The sequence below is a fragment of the Streptomyces sp. NBC_00344 genome, assembly GCF_036088315.1.
GTDB lineage: Bacteria > Actinomycetota > Actinomycetes > Streptomycetales > Streptomycetaceae > Streptomyces.
Genome location: NZ_CP107996.1, coordinates 2758797 through 2782899, shown reverse-complemented (window position 1 = coordinate 2782899; position 24103 = coordinate 2758797). Strand labels below are relative to the sequence as shown.

22 protein-coding genes are annotated in these 24103 nt (G+C 70.0%); 14 read left to right on the top strand and 8 right to left on the bottom strand.

The window, feature by feature from the left end:
* Positions 1-14 precede the first annotated feature (14 nt).
* Positions 15-2024 (bottom strand): CocE/NonD family hydrolase, encoded by a 2010-nt coding sequence (locus OHS16_RS12575; protein WP_328537269.1) that lies wholly within the window; start codon positions 2022-2024, stop codon positions 15-17.
* A gap of 177 nt (positions 2025-2201) precedes the next feature.
* Here OHS16_RS12575 and OHS16_RS12570 point away from each other — a divergent pair, with 177 nt between their 5' ends.
* The 5 genes from OHS16_RS12570 to OHS16_RS12550 all read left to right on the top strand — a co-directional run bounded on the left by OHS16_RS12570 (position 2202) and on the right by OHS16_RS12550 (position 7535).
* On the top strand, positions 2202-3212 hold the full coding sequence (locus OHS16_RS12570; protein ID WP_328537268.1) for a polyprenyl synthetase family protein: 1011 nt from the start codon (positions 2202-2204) through the stop codon (positions 3210-3212).
* Between the two features lie 399 nt (positions 3213-3611).
* Positions 3612-4832 (top strand): LolA family protein, encoded by a 1221-nt coding sequence (locus OHS16_RS12565; protein ID WP_328537267.1) that lies wholly within the window; start codon positions 3612-3614, stop codon positions 4830-4832.
* A gap of 120 nt (positions 4833-4952) precedes the next feature.
* Positions 4953-5921 (top strand): ABC transporter ATP-binding protein, encoded by a 969-nt coding sequence (locus tag OHS16_RS12560; RefSeq protein WP_328537266.1) that lies wholly within the window; start codon positions 4953-4955, stop codon positions 5919-5921.
* The gene (locus tag OHS16_RS12555) at positions 5908-6792 is read left to right on the top strand and encodes an ABC transporter permease (protein ID WP_328537265.1); all 885 of its coding nucleotides are present in this window, start codon (positions 5908-5910) and stop codon (positions 6790-6792) included. The genes OHS16_RS12560 and OHS16_RS12555 overlap by 14 nt, the downstream gene beginning before the upstream one ends.
* A gap of 161 nt (positions 6793-6953) precedes the next feature.
* Complete coding sequence (locus OHS16_RS12550; protein WP_328537264.1) at positions 6954-7535, top strand: TetR/AcrR family transcriptional regulator; 582 nt, start codon at positions 6954-6956, stop codon at positions 7533-7535.
* A gap of 1 nt (position 7536) precedes the next feature.
* Here the strand turns inward: OHS16_RS12550 and rarD are convergent, their stop codons facing one another.
* Positions 7537-8592: an EamA family transporter RarD gene (gene rarD, locus OHS16_RS12545; protein WP_328537263.1), complete on the bottom strand. Its 1056-nt coding sequence runs from the start codon at positions 8590-8592 to the stop codon at positions 7537-7539.
* A 131-nt stretch (positions 8593-8723) separates the two neighbouring features.
* Positions 8724-9578, bottom strand: a complete 855-nt coding sequence (locus OHS16_RS12540) for an SDR family oxidoreductase (RefSeq protein WP_328537262.1) — start codon at positions 9576-9578, stop codon at positions 8724-8726.
* Between the two features lie 107 nt (positions 9579-9685).
* Here OHS16_RS12540 and OHS16_RS12535 point away from each other — a divergent pair, with 107 nt between their 5' ends.
* Positions 9686-10060 (top strand): winged helix-turn-helix transcriptional regulator, encoded by a 375-nt coding sequence (locus OHS16_RS12535; RefSeq protein ID WP_328537261.1) that lies wholly within the window; start codon positions 9686-9688, stop codon positions 10058-10060.
* Positions 10061-10128: 68 nt separating this feature from the next.
* Here the strand turns inward: OHS16_RS12535 and OHS16_RS12530 are convergent, their stop codons facing one another.
* From OHS16_RS12530 to OHS16_RS12510, 5 genes are all read right to left on the bottom strand, one after another.
* Positions 10129-11178 carry a 2-oxoacid:ferredoxin oxidoreductase subunit beta gene (locus OHS16_RS12530; RefSeq protein ID WP_328537260.1) on the bottom strand — a complete coding sequence of 350 codons (1050 nt, stop codon included), beginning with the start codon at positions 11176-11178 and terminating at the stop codon, positions 10129-10131.
* A complete protein-coding gene (locus tag OHS16_RS12525) occupies positions 11171-13126 on the bottom strand; it encodes a 2-oxoacid:acceptor oxidoreductase subunit alpha (RefSeq protein WP_328537259.1) in 1956 nt (651 codons plus the stop codon). Before OHS16_RS12525 ends, OHS16_RS12530 begins: the two co-directional genes overlap by 8 nt.
* A 285-nt stretch (positions 13127-13411) precedes the next feature.
* On the bottom strand, positions 13412-14071 hold the full coding sequence (locus OHS16_RS12520) for a response regulator transcription factor (RefSeq protein ID WP_328540819.1): 660 nt from the start codon (positions 14069-14071) through the stop codon (positions 13412-13414).
* Between the two features lie 321 nt (positions 14072-14392).
* Positions 14393-15703, bottom strand: coding sequence for a sensor histidine kinase (locus OHS16_RS12515; protein WP_328540818.1), 1311 nt, complete (start codon positions 15701-15703; stop codon positions 14393-14395).
* Between the two features lie 177 nt (positions 15704-15880).
* Positions 15881-17056 carry a sensor histidine kinase gene (locus OHS16_RS12510; protein ID WP_328537258.1) on the bottom strand — a complete coding sequence of 392 codons (1176 nt, stop codon included), beginning with the start codon at positions 17054-17056 and terminating at the stop codon, positions 15881-15883.
* 200 nt (positions 17057-17256) lie between these two features.
* Between OHS16_RS12510 and OHS16_RS12505 the strand changes: the two genes are divergently transcribed.
* Genes OHS16_RS12505 through OHS16_RS12470 form a run of 8 tightly spaced genes read left to right on the top strand, consistent with a single transcriptional unit; the run spans position 17257 to position 24101 of the window.
* Complete coding sequence (locus OHS16_RS12505; RefSeq protein WP_328537257.1) at positions 17257-17670, top strand: NADH-quinone oxidoreductase subunit A; 414 nt, start codon at positions 17257-17259, stop codon at positions 17668-17670.
* Positions 17661-18260 carry an NADH-quinone oxidoreductase subunit B gene (locus OHS16_RS12500; protein ID WP_328537256.1) on the top strand — a complete coding sequence of 200 codons (600 nt, stop codon included), beginning with the start codon at positions 17661-17663 and terminating at the stop codon, positions 18258-18260. Before OHS16_RS12505 ends, OHS16_RS12500 begins: the two co-directional genes overlap by 10 nt.
* Positions 18257-19546 carry an NADH-quinone oxidoreductase subunit C gene (locus tag OHS16_RS12495; RefSeq protein ID WP_328537255.1) on the top strand — a complete coding sequence of 430 codons (1290 nt, stop codon included), beginning with the start codon at positions 18257-18259 and terminating at the stop codon, positions 19544-19546. The genes OHS16_RS12500 and OHS16_RS12495 overlap by 4 nt, the downstream gene beginning before the upstream one ends.
* On the top strand, positions 19543-20511 hold the full coding sequence (locus tag OHS16_RS12490) for a complex I subunit 1/NuoH family protein (protein ID WP_328537254.1): 969 nt from the start codon (positions 19543-19545) through the stop codon (positions 20509-20511). Before OHS16_RS12495 ends, OHS16_RS12490 begins: the two co-directional genes overlap by 4 nt.
* Positions 20511-21107, top strand: a complete 597-nt coding sequence (locus OHS16_RS12485) for a NuoI/complex I 23 kDa subunit family protein (protein WP_328537253.1) — start codon at positions 20511-20513, stop codon at positions 21105-21107. Before OHS16_RS12490 ends, OHS16_RS12485 begins: the two co-directional genes overlap by 1 nt.
* On the top strand, positions 21104-21685 hold the full coding sequence (locus OHS16_RS12480; RefSeq protein ID WP_328537252.1) for an NADH-quinone oxidoreductase subunit J family protein: 582 nt from the start codon (positions 21104-21106) through the stop codon (positions 21683-21685). The genes OHS16_RS12485 and OHS16_RS12480 overlap by 4 nt, the downstream gene beginning before the upstream one ends.
* Positions 21685-22083 carry an NADH-quinone oxidoreductase subunit NuoK gene (gene nuoK, locus OHS16_RS12475; RefSeq protein ID WP_328537251.1) on the top strand — a complete coding sequence of 133 codons (399 nt, stop codon included), beginning with the start codon at positions 21685-21687 and terminating at the stop codon, positions 22081-22083. Before OHS16_RS12480 ends, nuoK begins: the two co-directional genes overlap by 1 nt.
* A complete protein-coding gene (locus OHS16_RS12470) occupies positions 22080-24101 on the top strand; it encodes an NADH-quinone oxidoreductase subunit 5 family protein (RefSeq protein WP_328537250.1) in 2022 nt (673 codons plus the stop codon). The genes nuoK and OHS16_RS12470 overlap by 4 nt, the downstream gene beginning before the upstream one ends.
* The last annotated feature ends 2 nt before the right edge of the window (positions 24102-24103 follow it).

Below are 24103 nucleotides of genomic sequence, written 5' to 3'. Positions count from 1 at the left end.
CGCGCCCCGCTCGCTCATCCCGCGGTCCGCGGAATCCGTTTCTCCCATGACCGCCTGAACACCACGTCGGCGCCCTCCCGGCACACCACTTCGTTCTTCGTGATGAAGTCGTACGCGTCGCAGCTGATGCCGGAGTGGGTCTCGACCCGCACGTCCCAGCCCGTCTCCGGCCGGTGCAGCCGCACCGCCCAGTCCGAGTGGGCGCGTGCGGACAGCGGGTCCGACTCGTTGATCGTGTAGGTGTCCTGCACGTCCTCGGTGTATTCCAGGCCGTCCGGATAGATCCTGGTGCCTCCGTAGCCAGGGTCGACCTCCAGCCGCCAGGTGCCTTCCGCCACGTCCCGCACGACCCGCCGGCCGGGCCGGTCGCCGTGCGGCTCGGGGACGATCACGCCCAGCGGCTCGGCCTCTTCGGGCTCGTCGAAGGTGATGTGGTCGTCGGTGGTGCGCGCGCGTACCGGCAGTTCGAGGGTGGAGGCCGCCGGGTCGAGGGTCCAGCCCCTGGCCGTGTCCGGCTGGGGCCAGATCCACGGCCAGTAGGCGGAGGAGACCGCGAGCCGGATGCGGTGGCCCGGCGGGAAGGTGTGGCCGATGCCGTTCAGTTCGAAGGCCAGCACCTCGGTGGTGCCCGGCTCCCAGGCGTCCGCGCGGGACCGGTCCTGGCGGGCCGAGAAGTTGAGCGCGCCTCGGGTGACCAGGGTGGACGAACCGTCGGGCGCCACATCGCAGAGGCGTGCGGCCACCTGGCCCGTGTGGACGCCGCAGGTCACCGTGAGATGGACCGACGGGCGGCCCAGGATCTCGATCGGGGTCTGGCGGACCGGGAATTCGAAGCAGACGGACTTCGCGTCCTCGTCCCGCTGGTCCGGCGGCAGATCGGAATCGTTGCCGTACGGGTAGAACCGTCCGGCGTCCAGGCCGGTGTGCTGGGGGGAGTTGACCACCATCGGGTCGCCCTGAAGCCCGTAGGAGACCGGGGTGACGTTCGGGGAGGGCCAGGACGGCTCGCCGACCCAGCGGCCGGGCAGCTCCCGGTAGGTGGTGGCCGGAGGGTGCGACCGGCTGATCCAGCAGCGGAGCATGGGTTCCGCCATGACCCCGGAATCCTGGTCCTTCAGGTGGTGGTCCCACCAGCGCAGGGTCTCCTGAAGAAAGCCGATCGCCGGGCCCGGCGGCAGACCCCGGTCCGGATACTGATGCGACCAGGGGCCGATCAGGCCCCTGACCAGAGCCGGGTCCAGCCGCTCCACCAGTCGCAGGACCGCGTCCCGGTAGGGATCGTGCCAGCCGCCCACCGCGAGGACAGGGGTCCTGACCGCCGAGTAGTCCTCACAGATGCTGCCGTGCTTCCAGTAGGCGTCGCGCGTCTGGTGGGCGAGCCAGGTGTGGATGAAGGGATCGACGGCTTCGAGCCGGTTCAGCCACATGTCCCGCCAGACGGACCCGACCTGGGCCGGGTCCGGCGGCCGCGACACATGGGTGAGCATGGCCGCGGCCCAGGCGTGCATGTCGACGGCCAGCACCGAACCGCCCATGTAGTGGACGTCATTGTCGAAGCGGTCGTCGGAGGAACAGACCGTGACGACCGCCTTCAGCGGCTCCGGTGCGAGGGCCGCGATCTGCAGCGAATTGAAGCCGCCCCAGCAGATCCCGAACATGCCGACCCGGCCGGTGCACCAGGGTTGCTCCGCGAGCCACTCCACCACCGCGACCCCGTCGGCGAGCTCCTGCGCGTCGTACTCGTCCCCCGCGAGACCTGTGGAGTTGCCGTGGCCGCGCACGTCCACCCGTACGGAGGCGTACCCGTGTCCCGCGTACCAGGGGTGCCGCTGGCAGTCCTGCGGGGCGGTCCAGTCACTGAGCCGGTACGGCAGATATTCGAGCAGCGCGGGGACCGGCTCATCGGTGAGCGGGCGCCAGATTCTCGCGTACAGCTGGGTGCCGTCCGTCAGGGGGATCCAGACGTCCTCACGACGCGTCTCGTAAGGGAAGTCGATCCGGAGCCGGACCTCTGTTCCTGACAAATGAAATACTCCACTTCAAATCTACTTGTTTCGAACATACCGGTCACCCTCGGTATGTGCCCGCCATGGGCGGGCAGGCGCTCACGGTGATCGAAAGCCGACCGGATACGCTGACTTGAGTGCGGACAACGACACATCGACAATCCGTGTGATCGTCAGCAGACAGGAGATCCCCTCGTGACCGTCGTCGGGCCGTTCGGGCTGAGCGTGCGGGACCAGGCACTTGAGGCCGATGTCCAGGCGGGATTGGCGGCTGTCGAGGCCGGATTGCTCGACGCCACCAAGAGCGAGGTCCCCTTCATCACCGAAGCCGCGCAGCATCTGGTGCACGCCGGGGGCAAACGCTTCCGCCCGCTGATCGTGATGCTTGCCGCGCAGTTCGGGGACCCCTACGCCCCCGGAGTGGTCCCCTCCGCCGTGGTGGTCGAACTGACCCATCTGGCGACGCTCTACCACGACGACGTGATGGACGAGGCCGACGTGCGGCGCGGGGTGGACAGCGCCAATGCCCGCTGGGACAACTCCGTCGCGGTCCTGACAGGTGACTTCCTCTTCGCCCGGGCCTCGCACATCCTGGCCGATCTGGGCCCCGAGGCGGTCCGGATCCAGGCCGAGGCGTTCGAACGCCTGGTGACCGGACAGATCCTCGAGACCGCGGGGCCCCAGGACGGCCGGGACCCCGTCGCGCACTACCTGGACGTGATCGCGGGCAAGACCGGGTCGCTGGTCGCCGTTTCGGGGCGGTTCGGCGCGATGATGTCCGGCGCCGACGAGGGGGTCGTGGACATCCTCACCCAGTACGGTGAGCGGCTCGGTACGGCGTTCCAGCTGGCCGACGACGTGCTGGACATCGCGAGCGACAGCCACGAGTCGGGCAAGACCCCGGGCACGGACCTGCGTGAGGGCATCCCGACGCTGCCGGTACTGCATCTGCGCGCCCTGGCCGCCGCGCACGGCAAGCCGGATGACCTGGCCCTGGTCGAGCTTCTCGACGGAGACCTGAGCGACGACGCCCGGTGCGCCGAGGCGCTGCGTCTGATGCGGGCCCACCCGGCGCTGGAGCAGGCCCGCAGGGACACCGTGCGGTACGCGGAGGAAGCCCGGGCCTCGCTGGCGCCGCTGAAGAAGTGCTACGCGAAGGCAGCGCTCGAGGAACTGTGCGGTGCCGTTGTGCACCGCGTGGGCTGACGGACCGGCACCGCACGGCGGGCGGTCGCCCGCCGTGCGGACCCGAACCGGAGGCGGGCCGCCGACGCGTACGGCACATACCCGTGCGATGCGGTGACGGCCTGGCCGGCGCCGTCCGCCGGCTCCCCCGAGTGGCACCGTCCGCTCTCACCCGGTTGTACGGATCCGTCGCCGCGAGCGCTCAGCGCCCGGAGGCGTCCCCTACGGGACGGGGGAACACCCGCGTTCGGTTGTCATACCGGAGCAGTACGCGGAGTTGATCCCGGGGGCTGACGCGTACTGCCGCCTGTTTTGGTGAGATGGAGAGCACCACACCCCACCGATTCGGGTGAGAATGGCGGCGCGGGGTGGACGAAGGCAACCGGACGGATCGCCGCCGACCACGGAGGTAGGGCACACATGGCACCGAACGACAGCGCACAGGACACCGAAGAGGCCACGGACCTTTCGGCGGGCCGCCGGAAGGCGGCGCGCTATCTCGTCCCGGCCGCGGTGGCGGGGGTGGCGGCGGTGACGATCGGTCTCGTACCGGCGCTCGCCAGCTCGGGCGACCCCAGTCTACCGAAGATCACCGCGCAGCAGCTCATCGAGAAGATCGCCGCGTCGGACACCCAGCAGCTGTCCGGCACCGTCAAGGTCAACACCGACCTGGGCCTTCCCTCGCTCGGTGGAATGACCGGTTCGTTCCTGTCCGGCAGGAGCGGCGGGGGCAAGGGCGGGGAGAGCGCATCGCCCGACAGCAAGCTGATGGAGCTCGCGTCCGGCTCGCACACCCTGCGCGTGGCGGCCGACGGCCCCGACAAGCAGCGGGTGTCCATCCTGGACCCGGCCGCCGAGTACAGCCTGATCCACAACGGGCAGCAGACCTGGGCCTACGACAGCAAGTCGAACCAGGTCTACCACTCCAGGGAATCGGGCAGGACCGCGCACAGTGCGCCGAAGAGCGGCGCCGGCAAGCTCCCGGCCACACCGAAGGCGCTCGCCGACGAGGCCCTGAAGGCTGCCGGGCCGACGACCTCGGTGAGCGTCGACGGCACGTCGCAGGTGGCCGGCCGGGACGCGTATCAGCTGCTCATCAAGCCGAAGCAGTCCGGTTCGACGATCGGTTCGATCCGGGTCGCGGTGGACGCGAAGACCGGTACCCCGTTGAAGTTCACGCTCACCCCCAGCGGTGGTGGCAAGGCCGCGATCGATGCGGGCTTCACCAGGGTCGACTTCGGGAAGCCGGCGGCCTCCGCCTTCACCTTCACACCGCCGAAGGGCGCGAAGGTCACGGAGGGCGACGCGCGGAAGGCACCTGAGGGCAACCGGAATCCCGCTGAGCGGGGCGGCTTCGACGGCCTGAACGTCATCGGCAAGAACTGGACTTCGGTGGCCCGGCTCGACACGGGCAGCGGCCAGGGAATCGGTGGCGCAGCGGACGCCGCGGGCAAGGGCAAAGGCGCTGCTGGAGCGCAGCAGTTCCTGGACTCGCTCGGAGACAAGGTGAGCGGGAAGTTCGGTTCGGGGATGATCTTCCACACCCGGCTGGTGAACGCGCTGCTCACGGATGACGGGCAGGTGTTCGTGGGCGCGGTGGACAAGGGGACCCTGGTACGGGCCGCCGACTCGGCGAAGTAGACGGGTGCGGGGGCCGTGGCAGGGCCGGTGCGCTCCGCCGCCCGGCCGCGCCCCGGCCCCCGCTCATGGCACGGCACTAGCCTGGTCGGCACCGGCCACGCCCAACGACGGGGGACCGCCATGCCGACCGCCACCACCACCGCAACGACGGCCACCGCGGAAGCCGTCATCGAAACCCGCGCCCTCACCAAACGCTTCCGCGGCGGCCGGCTCGCCGTCGACCATCTCGATCTGACGGTGCCCCGCGGCAGTGTCTTCGGTTTTCTGGGACCCAATGGTTCCGGCAAGACCACGACCATCCGCATGCTGATGGGGCTCATCGAGCCGACATCGGGCTCCGCCCGTCTCCTCGGCCACCCCATGCCCCGGGCCGCCCGCACCGTGCTGCCCAGGGTCGGTGCGCTCATCGAGGGACCGGCGCTCTACGGCTTCCTCTCGGGGCGCGACAACCTCGTCCGCTACGACTGCGCCGACCCGGAAGCCGACCCGCGTACCCGGCGGGACCGGGTGGAGACCGCGCTCGAACGCGTCGGGCTGGGGCCGGCCGCGGCGAGGAAGGCCAGGGCGTACTCGCTCGGGATGAAACAGCGGCTCGGTCTCGCCGCCGCACTGCTCCAGCCGCGCGGACTGCTGGTCCTCGACGAACCGACGAACGGGCTCGATCCGCAGGGCATGCGGGAGATCCGGACCCTGGTCAAGGAACTGGCGGGTGACGGCACCACGGTGTTTCTCTCCTCGCATCTCCTCGACGAGATCGAGCAGGTCTGCACCCATGTGGCCGTGATGGCCGGTGGCCGGCTGATCACCCAGGGGCCGGTGGGCGATCTCGCGGCCCGTGGGCGGCTCGCCGTCGCCACACCGGACCCCGGCGATGCGGCCAGGGTGCTCAAGGGATTGGGTGTCGTCGACGTGGTCGTCGCCGAGAACCGGGTCACCGGTGAACTTCCCTCCGCCGAGACCGATCTGGCGGATCTGAACGCCGCCCTCGTGCGGGCGGACGTTCGCGTCAGGGCCTTCGGCGTCGAGCGGGCCTCCCTGGAGGAAGCCTTCGTGGCACTCACCGGGGAGGGATTCGATGTCGCAGGCTGAAGCCGGGGTACTGACCCCCGTCGCCGCGGCCGGGCTGCGCCGGTTCGCGGGTCTCTTCCGGTCGGAGCTGGCCATCACCTTCCGGCGGTGGCGCACGCTGGCCCTGCTCGGGGTGCTGGCCGCGGTGCCGCTGCTCATCGGCATCGCCGTGAAGTGGCAGACCGGTGACGGCTCGCAGGCCCGCGACAGCAGCGGAGAGGGCCCCGCCTTTCTCACCCAGATCACCGGCAACGGCCTGTTCCTGGTGTTCGCGGCCCTTGCCGCGACCCTCCCGGTCTTCCTCCCGATGGCGGTGGCGGTCGTGGCGGGCGACGCCGTCGCGGGTGAGGCCGGCACCGGAACGCTGCGCTATCTGCTGGTCGCACCGGCCGGCAGGACCCGGCTGCTGTGCGCCAAGTACACCTCGGCCATGGTCTTCTGCCTGGCCGCCACCCTGGTCGTGGCGGGTTCGGCGCTGCTGGCGGGCGTGGCGCTCTTCCCGGTGGGGGAGGTCACCACGATCTCCGGTACGCAGATCTCCTTCGCCCAGGGTCTGGGCCGCGCGGCGCTCATCGCGGCCGTCGTGGCCGCCTCACTCCTCGGGGTGGCCGCGATCGGCCTGTTCATCTCCACACTCACCGACAGCGGTGTCGCGGCGATGGCGGCGACGGTCGGTCTGGTGATCGCCGTGCAGATCGTGGACACCATTCCGCAACTGCACGCGGTGCACCCCTATCTCTTCCCGCACTACTGGCTGTCCTTCGCGGATCTGCTGCGCGCGCCGGTCTACTGGGACGAGGTGGTCAGGAATCTCGGATTGCAAGCGCTGTACGCGGTGGTGTTCGGCTCTGCGGCCTGGGCCCGGTTCACGGCGAAGGACATCGTCGCGTGAGGGGCGGGGAGGGAGGGCACGTGTCATGCCGAGAAGCCGTCCCCCGACGCGGCTCGACACGACACGTACCGTTTCCCCGGCGATCATTGTCGGTCGTCCATCTTCCGCTGTCAATACGCTACGTATCGTCCGCCCCAGAGCTTCGTGCATAGACTTCTGAGGTGACCCTCACTCCCAATCCCGCGCGCCGTAGCGAGAAGTCCCAGCAGGCGATCCTCGCGGCAGCCCTCGCTCTCTGCGCGGAACGGGGATACGCCCGGGTCACGATCGAGGCGATCGCGGCGCGCGCCGGGGTGAGCAAGAAGACCATCTACCGATGGTGGCCCTCCAAGGGCGCGTTGCTGCTGGAGGCCGTCGACAACGCTGTCATCCGGACCAAACCGTTCCCTGACACCGGGGATCTGGCTGCCGATCTGCAGACCCAGATGAACGCCGTGGTGCGCCTGCTGGCGTATCCGCCGCTGGGGCCGGCGTATGCCGGGATCCTCACCGAGCTCCAGTACGACGACGAGCTGGCCAGGACCGTGCAGGACAACTTCATCGCGCCGCGCCTCGAGACGGCCACGATCCGGCTGCGCAGCGCCCAGGCGCAGGGCGTGCTGCCCGCCGACGCCGATCTGCCCATGGCGATCGAGCTGCTGTACGGGCCGCTCTACTACCGCCACACCCTGCGCAGGACGCCGCACGACCCGGAGAGGATCGCGCAGTTGGTCGCCCACGTGCTGAGGGCGCTGGGCGGCTGACTCAGGAGTCCCGGTCGGTACCGGTCGGTGTCGTGGTGATGGGCGAGCCGTCGGGGACCGGGATGTCCGACGGGGGTCCGGTCAGGGCGGGTCCCGCGAGGGCGGGGTCGGTGGCCGCGGATCCGGAGCCCGCGGTGGCCGTGAGCCGGGCCTCGGCCCGCAGACGTACCGCCTGCGCCCTCGTTCTGCGGGCGTTCCGCAGCGCGTCCCAGGTCAGTACCGTCAGCGCCAGCCAGACCAGCGCGAAGCCGGCCCATCGCTCCGGGGGCATCGCCTCATGGAAGTACACGATGCCCAGGCCGAACTGGAAGACCGGTGCCAGGTACTGGAGCAACCCCAGGGTGGAGAGCGGCACCCGGATCGCGGCCGCGCCGAAGAGCACCAGCGGGATCGCGGTGACCAGGCCGGTGGAGGCGAGCAGGGCCCCGTGCGAGGGGGTGCCGAAGGTGGCCCGGCCGTTCGCGGTGAGGAAGAGCAGATAGCCGAGGGCGGGGAGGAACTGGACGGCCGTCTCGGCCGCGAGCGATTCCAGGCCGCCGAGGTTCACCTTCTTCTTCACCAGCCCGTAGGTCGCGAAGGAGAAGGCCAGCATCAGCGAGATCCAGGGCGGCTTGCCGTATCCGACGGCGAGGACCGCTACCGCTGCGACGCCGGTGCCGACCGCCGCCCACTGCGCGGGGCGCAGTCGCTCGCCGAGCAGCAGGACGCCCATGGCGATGGTGACCAGGGGGTTGATGAAGTAGCCGAGGGACGCCTCGACCACCTGGCCGTTGTTGACCGCCCAGATGTAGCCGCCCCAGTTGATGCTGATGACCACCGCTGCGACGGCCACGAGTCCCAGCCGGCGGGGGGTGCGGATCAGCTCGCCGATCCAGGCCCAGCGACGCATCACCAGCAGCGCGATCAGGACGACACCCAGTGACCACACCATCCGGTGGGCGAGGATCTCCATGGCGCCCGACGGCTTGAGCAGCGGCCAGAAAATCGGGACGAGCCCCCACAGGACGTAGGCGACAACGCCGTTCAGGAAGCCTGCCCGCTCATTGGTCCCCTTCACGGGCCCCCCTCTGAAGTCGTCCGGCAACCAGTCGAAGGTAGCGGCAGGAGGGCCCGGCTGTCATGTCCGTACCGCTATACGGTCATGACATACGAGAGCGGTCGTGAGGTCGGCAGGAGGCGGTCGCGATATCAGCCGATGGCCGCCGCGATCGTGGTGGCGATGGGGGTGCTGGGGCGGCCGGTGAGCCGGGCGAGATCGCCGCTCGTGCCGGCCAGCAGGCCGCGCCCGATGGCGGCGTCGACGTCCACCAGTACCGCGGCGAAGGCCTCGGGCAGGCCCGCGCCGACCAGGATCTCCTGGTGTGCGGCGGCCGGGACGTCGCGGTAGGTGATCTCCTTGCCGGACGCCCTGGAGACCTCGGCCGCGTATTCGGCGAAGGACCAGGCCCGGTCGCCGCTCAGTTCGTATGTCCTGCCCAGATGTCCGTCGGTGACGAGGACGGTGGCCGCGGCAGCCGCGTAGTCGGCCCGGGCGGCCGAGGCGACGCGGCCCTCGCCCGCGCTGGCCACGACCGCGCCGTGCTCGAGCACCGGGGCGAGATTGGCGGTGTAGTTCTCGCTGTACCAGCCGTTGCGCAGGAAGGTGTGCGGGAGTCCGGAGTCGAGGATCAGCTGCTCGGTCACCTTGTGTTCGGCGGCCAGCTGGAAGTCGGCGTCCGGGCCGCCCAGGACACCGGTGTACGCGAGCTGGGCGACACCGGCCGCCTTGGCCGCGTCGATCACCGCGGTGTGCTGCGGGACGCGCCGGCCGACTTCGCTGGCCGAGATCAGCAGGACCCGGTCACCGGCGTGGAAGACGCCGGCCAGCGTGGCCGGCTCGTCGTAGTCGGCGATCCGCACCTCGATGCCGCGTGCCGCCAGATCCGCCGCCTTCTCCTTGTTGCGGACGACGGCGGCGATGCGGTCGGCGGGGACCTTGGTGAGCAGCTCGTCGATGACGAGACGGCCGAGGGCTCCGGTGGCTCCGGTGACGACGATGGCCATGGGCTCTTCTCCTTTGGTGCGTTTTATGGTGGTCGATGCGCTCTGGAACCCACCGTAAAGCTAGCGCTAACCAAATGAAAGTACCCACTTTGAAGTAAGGTACTGGTATGGCCGTAAGCAACGCGAAGCCCGACGTCAACCGCCCGATGTGTCCCTCGCGTCTGGTGCTGGAGCACGTCACCAGCCGCTGGGGTGTGCTGGTGCTCGCCGCTCTGCTGGAGCGCTCGTACCGCTTCAGCGAGCTGCGCCGAGAGGTGGGCGGGGTGAGCGAGAAGATGCTTGCGCAGACGCTGCGCACGCTGGAGCGTGACGGTTTTGTGCACCGAGACGCCAAGCCGGTGATCCCGCCACGGGTGGACTACACCCTGACCCCGCTGGGCCGGGAGGCCGCCGAGCAGGTGTGGGGGCTGGCGCGCTGGACCGAGCGGCGGCTCGACGAGGTGTTCACGGCGCGCGAGGCGTACGACGGGGCCCGGCCCTGACCGACGGACGCGGAACAGCGTCTGACGGAACAGGGCCGGGCCCCGGTCGGGTGATGCCGTTTCGCAGGTCAGCCCGCGACCGTCCAGGTGTCACTGCCGGCGAGCAGCGCCCCGAGGTCGCCCTTGCCCTTCTGCTCCACCGCGCTCTCCAGCTGGTCGGACATCAGGGTGTCGTAGACCGGCCGGTCGGCATCGCGGAAGACGCCGATCGGTGTGTGATGCAGGGTGTCCGGGTCGGCGAGGCGCGAGAGTGCGAAGGCAGTGGTCGGTGACGTGGCGTGCGCGTCATGGACCAGGATGTGCGACTCGTTCTCCGGGGTGACCGTGACGACCTCCAGATCGCCGGTGGAGTGATTCCGCACGACACCCTTCGACCGGTCGGCGCCGAATCGGATCGGCTGCCCGTGTTCGAGGCGGATGACGGCCTCTTCGGCCTGTTCCTTGTCCTTCAGTACCTCGAAGGCGCCGTCGTTGAAGATGTTGCAGTTCTGGTAGATCTCCACCAGTGCCGTGCCCGGGTGGTCGGCCGCCGCGCGCAGCACGCTGGTGAGGTGCTTGCGGTCGGAGTCGACGGTGCGGGCGACGAAGGACGCCTCGGCGCCGATGGCCAGCGAGACCGGGTTGAACGGGGAGTCCAGGGAGCCCATCGGGGTGGACTTGGTGATCTTGCCGACCTCGGACGTGGGGGAGTACTGCCCCTTGGTCAGGCCGTAGATCCTGTTGTTGAACAGCAGGATCTTCAGATTGACGTTACGTCGCAGGGCGTGGATGAGGTGGTTGCCCCCGATGGACAGGGCGTCGCCGTCCCCGGTGACCACCCAGACACTCAGGTCCCGCCTGGACGAGGCGAGGCCGGTCGCGATGGCCGGGGCACGGCCGTGGATGGAATGCATCCCGTAGGTGTTCATGTAGTACGGGAAGCGCGATGAGCAGCCGATTCCGGAGACGAAGACGATGTTCTCCTTCGCCAGGCCGAGATCGGGCATGAAGCCCTGAACGGCGGCGAGAACCGCGTAGTCGCCGCAGCCGGGGCACCAGCGCACTTCCTGGTCGGACTTGAAGTCCTTCATGGACTGCTTGGCCTCGGCCTTGGGCACCAGCTTCAGGGACTCAGGCATCGTTGGCCTCCTTGAGAGCCGTGGCAAGCTGCTCGGCCTTGAACGGCATTCCGTTGACCTGGTTGTACGAGATGGCGTCCACCAGGTACTTCGCCCGGATCAGGATGGCGAGCTGACCGAGGTTCATCTCGGGCACCACGACCTTGTCGTACCGCGCGAGCACGTCCCCGAGATTGCGCGGGAAGGGGTTGAGGTGGCGCAGATGGGCCTGCGCGATCGGGATTCCGTCGGCGCGCAGCCGGCGGACGGCCGCGGTGATCGGGCCGTAGGTGGAACCCCAGCCGAGGACCAGGGTCCTGGCGCCGTCGGGGTCGTCGACCTCGACGTCGGGGACCAGTACCCCGTCGATCTTGGCCTGGCGGGTGCGGACCATGAAGTCGTGGTTGGCCGGGTCGTAGGAGATGTTGCCCGTGCCGTCCTGCTTCTCGATGCCGCCGATCCGGTGCTCGAGACCCGGTGTTCCGGGCACCGCCCAGGGGCGCGCGAGCGTGTGGGGATCACGCTTGTACGGCCAGAAGACCTCGGTGCCGTCGGCCAGCTCGTGATTGGGGCCGCTCGCGAACTGCACGCGCAGGTCCGGGAGTTCGTCCACCTCGGGGATTCGCCAGGGCTCGGAGCCGTTGGCGAGGTAGCCGTCGGAGAGCAGAAAGACCGGTGTCCGGTAGGTGAGCGCGATCCTGGCGGCGTCGATGGCGGCGTCGAAACAGTCGGCGGGTGTCCTCGGTGCGACGACCGGCACGGGTGCCTCGCCGTTGCGTCCGTACATCGCCTGGAGCAGATCCGCCTGCTCGGTCTTGGTGGGCAGGCCGGTGGAGGGCCCGCCGCGCTGGATGTCGATGATCAGCAGCGGCAGCTCGAGCGACACCGCGAGCCCGATGGTCTCCGACTTGAGCGCCACACCGGGGCCCGACGTGGTGGTCACCGCCAGCGAACCGCCGAACGCGGCACCGAGCGCGGCGCCGATGCCGGCGATCTCGTCCTCGGCCTGGAACGTCCGCACACCGAAGTTCTTGTGCTTCGACAGCTCGTGGAGGATGTCGGATGCCGGGGTGATCGGGTAGGAGCCGAGGTAGAGCGGCAGATCAGCCTGCCGGCCCGCGGCGATCAGGCCGTAGGAGAGGGCGAGATTCCCGGAGATGTTGCGGTAGGTCCCGGTGGGGAACGCGGCCGATGCGGGCTCGACCTCGTAGCTGACCGCGAAGTCCTCGGTGGTCTCACCGAAATTCCATCCGGCCCGGAAGGCCGCGACGTTCGCCTCGGCGATCTGCGGCTTCTTGGCGAACTTGGTCCGCAGGAAGCTCTCGGTGCCCTCGGTGGGCCGGTGGTACATCCAGGAGAGCAACCCCAGCGCGAACATGTTCTTGGACCGTTCGGCCTCCTTGCGGGAGAGCCCGAACTCCTTCAGTGCCTCGATCGTCAGCGTCGTCAGCGGCACCGGGTGGATCTGGTACGCCTCGAGCGAGCCGTCCTCCAGCGGGCTGACCTCGTAGCCGACCTTGGCCATCGGGCGCTTGGTGAACTCATCCGTGTTCACGATGATGTCCGCACCCCGCGGCACATCCGCGATGTTCGCCTTCAGGGCCGCCGGGTTCATCGCGACCAGCACGTTCGGCGCGTCACCCGGCGTGAGGATGTCGTGGTCCGCGAAGTGCAGCTGGAACGAGGAAACGCCCGGCAGGGTGCCGGCAGGGGCGCGGATCTCGGCCGGGAAGTTCGGCAGGGTGGAGAGATCGTTGCCGAACGACGCGGTTTCCGAGGTGAACCGGTCCCCGGTGAGCTGCATCCCGTCACCTGAGTCCCCGGCGAACCGGATGATCACCCGGTTGAGCCGGCGGACCTCTTTGGCTTGGGGATTCTGACTGTCCAGCAGAGGGGCGCGCTGTTCCCCGACCATGGCCTCATCGGCTCCGTCGGCACGCTCGGCTGGGCTACTGACCTGGCTGGTCACTGAACTGGACCTCCCTCGAGGCGGCTGCTCGGATGTGCCCGGCCGGCCGGGCACACCGCGCACCACCCTACGTCGGTAAGGGTGGCCTTCCCCGGAAGGCTCATATGCTGGACGCCCGGTTGAGACGTCCCACTGCCCTGTTCTGCCACGGTTAAATCGCCCCTCGGCTCTTCCCCGGCCACGCGTGCCGACACCGCTCGATCGTCCTTGGAGGCAGGACTCTCGCACGGTCACCTCGAGTACCGGACGACCGCCCGGCCCGGGATCTGACGGGCAGTCAGCTCGTCAGGACCTCAGATAAGTCAGCACCGCGAGGACCCTGCGGTGATCTCCGTCACTGGGTGACAGGCCGAGCTTCAGGAAGATATTGCTGACGTGCTTCTCGACCGCGCCGTCGCTGACCACCAGCTGTTTGGCGACCGCCGAATTCGTCCGGCCCTCCGCCATCAGGCCGAGTACCTCGCGCTCGCGCGGTGTCAGCCCGGCGAGTACGTCCTGCTTGCGGCTGCGGCCCAGCAGCTGCGCCACCACCTCGGGGTCGAGAGCCGTCCCGCCCTGGGCCACCCGTACCACGGCGTCCACGAACTCCCTGACCTCGGCGACCCGGTCCTTCAGCAGGTAGCCCACGCCCCTGCTCGAGCCGGCGAGCAGCTCGGTCGCGTACTGCTCCTCGACGTACTGCGAGAGGACCAGCACTCCGATCCCGGGATGGTCCCTGCGCAGCTGGACCGCGGCCCGGACCCCCTCGTCGGTGTGGGTCGGCGGCATCCGGACGTCCGCGACCACCACATCGGGCGGGATCTCCTGCGCCGCGAGATCCCCGACCGTTTTGATCAGCGCTTCCGCATCCCCGACGCCGGCGACGACGTCATGACCGAGATCGGTCAGCAGCCGGGTCAGGCCCTCCCTGAGCAGCACTGAATCCTCGGCGATGACCACTCGCACTCTGTCCTCCACGACGCTGAAGCCCCCGTTGTCGATAGTTCCCGCCCTGTCCTGACAGCATCCCAGCATCGGAAGCCGTATGGGCCGTGACGAGGACAGTGACCGGATCGGTCACGCCCGCAGAGGCGGGCGGATCATCCGGTCCGAAGGGGCGCACAGGGGCGCTTCCGGGGACGGGAGGAGACGCCTTCGGGCATGCCGGGGTACGTGGTGAGGCCTGATGCCGGTGGGACCTGATGCCGGTGGGACCTGGCCGCGGCGGGTTCCGGCCGCAGTGGCATCCGACCGCGGTGGGTTCCGGCCACCGGGCCGGCGGGCCGGTCAGTCGCGCCAGGGCAGTTCCGCGATGATCGTGGTCGGGCCGCCGGGGGGCGAGTCGACGACCAGGAGTCCGTCGACGGCGTCCAGCCGCTCGGCGAGCCCGGCCAGACCGCTGCCGGCGCTGGTGTCCGCGCCGCCCCTGCCGTCGTCGGTGACCTGGAGCATGATCCGGTCGTCCACCCGCCAGACATCCACGCCGGCCCGCGTCGCCCGGGCGTGCTTGCTGATGTTCTGCAGCAGCTCGGAGACCGTGAAGTACGCGATGCCCTCGATGGCCGCGGCCGGCCTGGCCGGAAGGTCCACCTCCACCTGCACCGGCACCGTGCAGCGGGAGGCCACGGCGGAGAGCGCCGCGTCGAGGCCGCGGTCGGTCAGTACGGCGGGGTGGATGCCGCGGGCCAGGTCGCGGAGCTCCTGCAGAGCGATCTTCACCTCGCCGTGCGCCTCGTCGACCATCCGGGCGGCGGCTTCCGGATCCGCTGTCAGCTTCTCCTTGGCGAGCCCGAGGTCCATCGCGAGCGCGACCAGCCGGGCCTGGGCGCCGTCGTGCAGATCGCGCTCGATGCGCCGCAGGTCGGCGGCCGCGGTGTCCACGACCACTCCGCGGTCCGACTCCAGCTCGGTCACCCTGCTGTCCAGCCGCGACGGGCCGAGCAGCCCGGCGACCATCAGCCGGTCGACACTCGCGAGACCGCGGATCACCCAGGGCGTGGCGAGCACGAGAAGCAGACCGGACAGGCTGGTCAGGGTGATCTCGAAGGGGTTGTCGAGGTAGACGCTGTGATGTGTGTCGCCGTACAGCTGTATGCCGCCGGTGCCGGTGTACAGCGGGAAGACCCACTGCCACAGCGGATAGGTGAACATGGCCCAGGCGTACGCCCAGAGGGTCAGCGAGACACAGAAGGCGAAGACCGCCCAGGGGAAGTGGATCAGCGAATAGACCAGATGACGCCAGGAGGCACCGCTCTTCAGCACCGCGCCCACCCACGGCATCAGACCGCGGGTCCTGCCCCGCACCGGAGCCGGAGCCGCCACCTCGACCCTCAGCAGCGCCTTCGCTCGGGCCCGCTCCATCGCCCCGAACCCCCGGCACATCGCCAGTCCGGCCGCCAGGACCGGAATGCCGAGGAAGGTGATCACCAGGCCGGCACCCAAAGAGAACAGGGTGATCGCGAAGCTGAACAGCACCACGCTGATCGGCAGCGACAGCATCAGATAGGTGAACTCGCGCCAGGTGCGTCCCTCGAAGGGTGCGCGCAGAGCGGCGGGCATCCGGTGCTCCCGCGTCTGCATGCCGTAGTCCGTGGCCATGGCGTCTTCCGTTCTGCTCGGCTGGGCTGATCGCTTCATCCGCATTCATCGTCCCGGGCCGGGCAGGCAGCGGCCATGAGGCGGAGCACCGTCTTCTACCGGGGGTTTTCCCCACCCCCGGGGGGTGGGGAGCCCGGCGCACCCCCCCCCGGGGGGGTGCGGTCCGGGCCGGGGCGCTCAGGCCCGGCCGCGGTCCCGCCAGGGCAGCTCGGCCGTCACCGTGGTCGGCCCGCCGACGGGGGACTCCAGTACGAAGAGACCGTCCACGGCGCCCAGGCGGTCGGCGAGCCCCGACATGCCGGTACCGCCGTCGAGGCTCGCCCCGCCCCGTCCGTCGTCGTGCACCTGGATCAGCAGCCGGTCGGCGGAGCGCCAGACGTCGACGGACGCGGTACGCGCCTGGGCGTGCTTGCTGATGTTCTGGAGCAGTTCGGAGACCGTGAAGTACGCGATGCCCTCGATGGCCTGGGCCGGCCGCTCGGTCAGGTCCACCCGGACCTTCACCGGGGCGGTGCAGCGTGAGGCGATCGAGGAGAGCGCCGCGTCGAGGCCGCGGTCGGTCAGTACGGCGGGGTGGATGCCGCGGGCCAGGTCGCGGAGCTCCTGCAGAGCCAGCTTCACCTCGCCGTGCGCCTCACCGACCATCACGGCGGCCGCGTCCGGGTCGTCGAGCAGCTTCTCCTTCGCGAGCCCGAGCCCCATCGCAAGGGCGACCAGCCGGGCCTGGGCGCCGTCGTGCAGATCGCGCTCGATGCGCCGCAGGTCGGCGGCCGCGGTGTCCACGACCACTCCGCGGTCCGACTCCAGCTCGGCGATCCTGCGCTCCAGCTCGTCGGACGGGGAGAGCAGACCGCGCACCATCGCCCGGTCCACGGTGGTGAGACCCCGCGCGATGAACGGCAGCACCGGCCAGAGGACGAACAGGCTGGGCATCACCAGACCGAAGGTCAGCACCCCCCACGGCAGACGAATGAATCCGTACAGCACCGCTCGCCAGCCCACCGGGTCCTTCAGGCTCGTCCACAGCCTGGACAGGAACCCCCCGTCGCGCTCGACGAACAGCGGGCTCGGCTCCTCGATCACGACCCCGAGCAGCGCCCGCGCCCGGGCCCGCTCCGTCCTGCCGAGCCATCGCGCACCCAGCAGACCGGCGGCGAGCAGCGGCAGCCCGATCACCGTGACCGCGAGAGCACTGCCCGTGGCAACCATGACCACTGCGTAAACAAAACCGGCGATCGCCGTCGGCAGATTGGACAGGAGATGCGCGATCTCCTTCCAGGTGTGCCGGTCGAGGGCGAAGCGCGCGGGAGGTGGCCGCCCGGAGTCGGGGCGGCGGGAGTTGGTCACGGTCATGAGGACAAGCCTGCCGGGCCCGGGCGGCGGATGCCATGGGGCAGCTGGGTGCGATGAAGTAGGGATAACCCCACCGTGTGCCTGATGCTGCTGCTTACCGAGTCTTTAACAGGGCCTAGACTCCCGTGCGTACAGGTCCCCGCATGCGGCGGACGTGACGGACGAGGCGACGAACAGCGCGCAGGGAGCGAGGGGCGGACGTGCCGGGACCGACCGTTCTCGCGGCGGATCAAGCGGCGGACCACGCGGAGTATTTCCACACCTATGCGGTCATCGGGGTGCTCGCGGTCATCGGCGTGCTCTTCGTCGCCGTGGCCTTCGGCGCCGGCCGGCTGCTGCGGCCCGTGGTGCCGACGCCGGAGAAGCTGCTGACCTACGAGTGCGGGGTCGACCCCGTCGGCGAGGGCTGGGCGCACACCCAGGTCCGCTACTACGTCTACGGCTTCCTCTACGTGATCTTCGCCGTCGACTCGATCTTCCTCTTCCCGTGGGCGACGGTCTTCGCCGCCGGAGGATACGGGGCGACCACGCTGGTGGAGATGTTCATCTTCCTCGGCTTCCTGGCCGTGGGACTGCTCTATGCATGGAAGAAGGGTGTCCTCGAATGGACCTGACGGCCCCCGGGACATCCGCGACCCCCGAGTTCCTGCCGGAGCCACGCCGTCTCGGCGTGCTCTCCAGGCTGGCACCCGAGCCCATGAAGGTGGTCCTCAACTGGGGCCGCCGCTACAGCCTCTGGGTCTTCAACTTCGGGCTGGCCTGCTGCGCGATCGAGTTCATCGCCGCCTCCATGGCCCGCCACGACTTCATCCGGCTCGGCGTCATCCCCTTCGCGCCGGGTCCGCGCCAGGCCGACCTGATGATCGTGTCCGGCACCGTCACCGACAAGATGGCCCCCGCGGTCAAGCGGCTGTACGAGCAGATGCCCGAGCCGAAGTACGTCATCTCCTTCGGCGCCTGCTCCAACTGCGGCGGCCCCTACTGGGACTCGTACTCGGTGACCAAGGGCGTCGACCAGATCATCCCGGTCGATGTCTACGTCCCCGGCTGCCCGCCCCGCCCCGAAGCGCTGCTCCAGGGCATCCTGAAACTCCAGGAGAAGATCGCCCGCGAGTCGCTCGGCGAGCGCTACTCCACCCCGTCGGCCGCCCAGCTGACGAGCGGACTGGTGACTCCGCCGCCGGTGCCGGGGGCGGAACAGTGACCGGGAACGCGTACGACCGGCTGCCCGATGCCGTCACCGAGCTGTTCGGCGAGGACGCCACCGCGGAACACAGCTACGACCTGCTGACCGTCGACGTTCCTGCGGCGTCGTGGACCGATGCGCTGCAGACCGCCAGGGACTCTCTGGGCTGCACCTACTTCGACTGGCTGAGCGCGGTCGACGAGCCGGACACCGGTTTCCGCGTCTGCGCCCATGTTGCCGCGCTCGGGGACGGCACCGTGCGCCGTCTGCTGGTGCGCACCACCGTCCCGCACGCCGCACCGGTACTGCCGTCCGCCGTCGGGATCTACGCGGGCGCGAGCTGGCACGAACGTGAGACCCACGAGATGTTCGGTGTCTCCTTCACCGGTCATCCGCACCTGATCCCGCTGCTGCTGCCGGAGGGCTTCGAGGGCCATCCGCTGCGCAAGGACTTCGTCCTCGCCGCCCGGGTCGTCAAGGCCTGGCCCGGGGCGAAGGAGCCGGGTGAGTCGAGCGCCTCGCACGGCGGTGGCGCCAGGCGACGGCAGATGCTGCCGCCAGGAGTCCCCGATCCCAACGAGTGGGGGCCGCAGAAGGGCCAGTTGCCACCGGCCCCGGCCCGCCCGGCCCGCACCCCGCGGGCGGCGGGCGACCGGCCGGTACGTCGGACGCGCAGCGTCAGCGAGGGTTCCGCCGGCCAGGCACCGCAGGCTGCACCGGGGGGAGCCGCACCGCAGGCTCCCGCACCGGGGACCTCGGCACCGGAGACTTCCACGCCGGAGACTTCCGCACCGCAGAAACCGGCCTCGCAGACAGCGGCACCGCAGACACCTGCACCGCAGGCTGCACCCGGGGACGCGGCACCGGAGGCCTCGGCACCGGAGACTCCGGCAGTCCCCGGATCGGCGGCAGCCGAACCGGCGGCGACGGGCGACGCCGCGCCGGCGGGCCCGGCAGCCGGCGAGGACGCTCCCTGGCGCAACGCACGCCCCGCGTTCGACCCGGCCGGTGCCGAAGGCGCGGAGCCGGCGAGCGGCACCGGCCGACGCCGGGATGCCGAGGCGGGCAGCGGGCAGGAACCGCGCACCGGACCGGAGGCGAGCAACGAACCGGAGCCCGGCGCCGGAAACGAAGCCGTCGGCGAACCGGACTCCGCTGTCGAGCCCGCACCCGGGCCCGGCGATGGCGACAAGCCCGGATCCGACCGCGAGCCCGGAGACAAGCCCGAGCCCGCACCCGACCCCGGCGACAAGCCCGACCCCGAGCACCGACCCGACACCCCCGCCGGAGGCGATACCGCGTGAACGACGTACTCGACGTCGCCCTCCGGCTGATCATCGTCTTCGCGGTCTTCCTCGTGCTGCCGCTGGCTGTCGGTCAGACCGAGCACAAGGTCATGGCCCACATGCAGGGGCGTCTGGGCCCCATGTACGCGGGCGGCTTCCACGGCTGGGCGCAGCTCGTCGCGGACGGAGTGAAGTTCGCGCAGAAGGAGGACATCGTCCCGGCCGACGCCGACCGCCGGGTCTTCCAGCTGGCGCCGGCCGTGGCACTGCTCCCGTACCTGCTCGTCCTCGTCGTGGTCCCGATCGGCCCGGGGGAGGGCGCGGTCGGTCAGGTGGTCGACGCGGGCATCTTCTTCGTGCTCGCCGTGATGGGCATCGGCGTACTCGGCTCGCTGATGGCCGGCTGGGCATCGGCCAACAAGTACTCCCTGCTCGGCGGCCTCCGTACCGCCGCGCAGCTTCTCGCGTACGAACTGCCGATGCTGCTCACCGCCGCATCGGTGGCGATGGCGGCCGGTACGGTCTCTCTGCCGGGCATCCTCGACGCCTTCGCGTGGTGGTGGATCCCGTGGCAGATCGTCGGCGGTCTGGTCTTCTTCACCGCGGGTCTCGCGGAACTCCAGCGCCCGCCGTTCGACATGCCGGTGGCCGATTCGGAGATCATCTTCGGTGCGTACACCGAGTACACCGGTCTGCGCTTCGCGCTGTTCCTGCTCGCCGAGTACGCGGGCATCGTCGTGCTGTGCGCCCTGAGTTCCGTACTCTTCCTGGGCGGCTGGCACGGACCCTGGGGCAGCGACGGTTTCGGCTGGGTCTGGATGCTGCTCAAGACGGCGGTACTCGCCTTCGGCGTCATCTGGCTCCGGGTGACCTATCCGCGGCTCCGTGAGGACCAGCTCCAGAAACTCGCCTGGACCGTACTCATCCCGCTCGCCCTCGCGCAGATCGCGCTCACCGGAATCGTGAAGGTGGCGATCAGCTAGTGCCCCCCATCCCCGGATCCGGCCTGGCCAAGGGCCTCGCCGTGACGCTCCGCACCATGACGAAGAAGACCGTCACCGCGCAGTACCCGGACGTCCAGCCCGAGCTCCCGCCGCGCTCCCGCGGCGTCATCGGGCTGTTCGAGGAGAACTGCACGGTCTGCATGCTGTGCGCCCGTGAATGCCCCGACTGGTGCATCTACATCGACTCCCACAAGGAGACGGTGCCGGCTGCCGCACCCGGTGGCCGGGAGCGCAGCCGCAACGTCCTCGACCGCTTCGCCATCGACTTCGCGCTCTGCATGTACTGCGGCATCTGCATCGAGGTGTGCCCGTTCGACGCGCTCTTCTGGTCCCCGGAGTTCGAGTACGCGGAGACGGACATCCACGAACTCACCCATGAGCGGGACAAGCTGCGGGAGTGGATGTGGACGGTCCCCGCGCCGCCCGCGCTCGATCCCGCGGCCGAGGAGCCCAAGGAGCTGGCCGCGGCCCGCAGGACGGCCGACAAACTCGCGGCCGAAAAGGCCGAGCAGGCCGAGCAGGCCGAGCAGGCCGAGCAGGCCCAGCAGGGTGATCAGCGGGAGGGGGACGCGTGAGCCTCGCCGCTGCCGTTTCCGCCGCTTCCGCCGTTTCCTCTGCGGGCCATCCCGGCTTCCTTTCCCCGTCCGGTGTCGAGATCGTGTTCCTGCTGGTGGGTATCGCCACCCTCGGCGCCGCCGTCATCACCGTCACGACCAGGCAGCTGGTGCACGCCGCACTCTGGCTGATCGTGGCGCTCGGCGGCCTGGCCGTCGAATACCTGCTGCTGACAGCCGAGTTCATCGCCTGGGTCCAGGTCCTGATCTATGTCGGGTCGGTGGTCGTCCTGCTGCTCTTCGGGCTGATGCTCACCAGGGCCCCCATCGGCCGCTCCCCGGACGCCGATTCGGAGAACCGGTGGGTTGCCCTGGTGGTGGCCGCGGCCGCCGCCGGTTCACTGGTCTGGGTCGTCGTCGACGCGTTCCGCACGACCTGGGTCAATCTGCACGGACCCGTCCAGGGGTCCACCGAAGTCACCGGTCAGATCCTCTTCCGGCACTGGGTGCTGCCCTTCGAAGCCCTGTCCGTGCTGCTGCTCGCGGCACTCGTCGGCGCGATCGTCCTGTCCCGCAAGTCCAGCAGGGAGCAGCGCTGATGCACCTCGCCTATCCCGCCGTGCTCGCCGTCCTGCTCTTCTGCACCGGGCTGTACGGAGTCCTGGCCCGGCGCAACGTGATCCTGGTTCTGATGTCCGTCGAGCTGATGCTCAACGCGGTCAACCTCAATCTGGTCGCCTTCGACGTGTGGCTGCGGGACACCCTGCATGCCGGCCAGGCGCTCACCCTCTTCACCATCGCCATCGCGGCCGCCGAGATCGGCATCGGCCTGGCGATCGTCCTGGCCGTGTACCGGGGCCGCGGTACCACCGATGTCGACAAGCTCCGGGACACGGCCGAACCGCCGGGTCCCGGCGGACCCGACGACCCGGACCGGGCTCCGGACACGCCGGCAGATCCCGAAGACCGCGAGGAGAAGGCAGAGGCTGCCGCGTGACCACGACGACCCTCGCCGTCCTCGTCCCCCTCCTTCCCTTCCTGGGTGCCGTGGCCGGCCTTCTGTTCGGCCGCACCGCACCGGGGTTCACCCGGCCGCTGGCGGTCCTTCCGACCTTGGCCGCGGCTGTGCTGGCCGTGGTGGTCGCGGTACGCCAGGGCGGCGGCCACACCATCGACGCGGTGACCCGGCTCACTCCCACCGGCTCGGTCCCGGTCGATCTGTCCCTGCACATCGACGGATTCGCCGCGCTGGTCGCCGTGCTGGTGGTGACCGTCGCGGGCTGTGTGCAGATCTACTCGACGGGCTATCTGCGCGACGACCCCCGCTATCCCTCGTACGCGGCGATCGTCTCCCTCTTCACCTCCGCGATGCTGCTGGTCGTCTACTCGGGCGACCTGATGGTGCTGCTGGTCGGCTGGGAGGTCATGGGCATCTGCTCGTACTTCCTCGTCGGTCACTACTGGGAGACGCCCGAGGCCCGAGCCGCCTCCCTGAAGGCCTTCCTGGTCACCAAGATGGGCGATGTCCCCTTCCTGATCGGGCTGTTCGCACTCGCCACCGACGCCGGCACGTTCAGGATCACCGGCATTCTGCAGACGGTCGCCGACGGCGCACTGCACCACCCCACACTCGTCGCGCTGCTGTTGCTGGCGGGCGTCGCGGGTAAGTCCGCACAGTTCCCGCTGCACACCTGGCTGCCCGATGCGATGGCCGGCCCCACTCCGGTCTCGGCGCTGATCCACGCGGCCACCATGGTCGCCGCCGGTATCTACTTCGTCGCCCGGCTGCTTCCCGTCTTCGCCGCGTCATCGGCCGCCATGATCGTCCTTGCGGTCATGGCCGCCGTCACCATGGTCGGTTCGGCGCTCGCCGCTCTCGCGCAGGACGACATCAAACGGGTCCTCGCCTACTCGACCATCGGACAGCTCGGCTATATGTCCGGCGCCCTGGCATCCGGTGACCGCGGCGCCGCGGTCTTCCACCTCCTGTCGCACGGCGCGTTCAAGGCACTGCTCTTCCTCGGCGCCGGTGTGGTCATCCACGCCGCCGGCACCAACTCGCTGGCTGCCATGAGCCGGATGGACCACCTGGCCAAGCGGATCCCCGACGCGTTCTGGACGATGACCATCGCCCTGCTCGCGCTCGCCGCCATCCCACCCTTCGCCGGGTTCTTCTCCAAGGAGTCCGTCCTCGGCGCCGCCGAGCACACGGCCTTCGGGCACAGCTCCATCGCCCCTGCGGGTGCGGGCTGGACCGTACTGGTCTCCGGCCTGGTCACCGCCCTGCTGACCGCCGCCTACGCCACCCGCCTCTGGCTGCTGGCGTTCCGCGGCAGGGGAACGGAAGCCCCCGACCACGGCAAGCAGCCCCTGGTCATGAACGGCGTGCTCTGGCTCCTCGCCGTCCCCACCATCGGCTTCGGCCTCACCGCGGGAGCCATCAGTGACTGGTTCGACGGTCAGAGCCTCGCCCCGGCCCTCACCACTTCCGTGCTGAGCACGGGCGTGGCGCTCGTCGGCGGCCTGATGACCTACGGCACCTGGCGCACCGTGCGATTCAGGGAGGCCGTCACCGGCCTCTCCCGCCCCGAGCTGGGTGCCGCCGCCGTCACCGCCCACCCCGACGCCGGCCCGGCGACGGTCGAGGCGGAGGCCATCGCGACCCACACCGCGGCCTACGGCAACATCGCGTCCGCCCCCGACCCGGCCGACCCCGGCCGTCTCCTCCTCGGCCCGCTCCACCGGCACGCGGCGAGCGGCTTCCACCTCGACGCGCTCTACTCGGCGCTGTTCGTACGCCCTGTGCTCGCCGCAGCCCAACTGGTCCGCTTCCTCGACCGCGAGGTCATCGACACGTATGTACGCGGCGCGAGTGCTCTACCGAGGTGGCTGGGCGCTGCCGTCCGCCGGGCCCAGACCGGCAACGTGCAGACCTACCTCAGCGCCCTGCTCGCCGGCTCCGTCGTCCTGGCCATCGCCGCCGTCGCCCTTGCCAACGCCTACGCCGGATCGTGAGC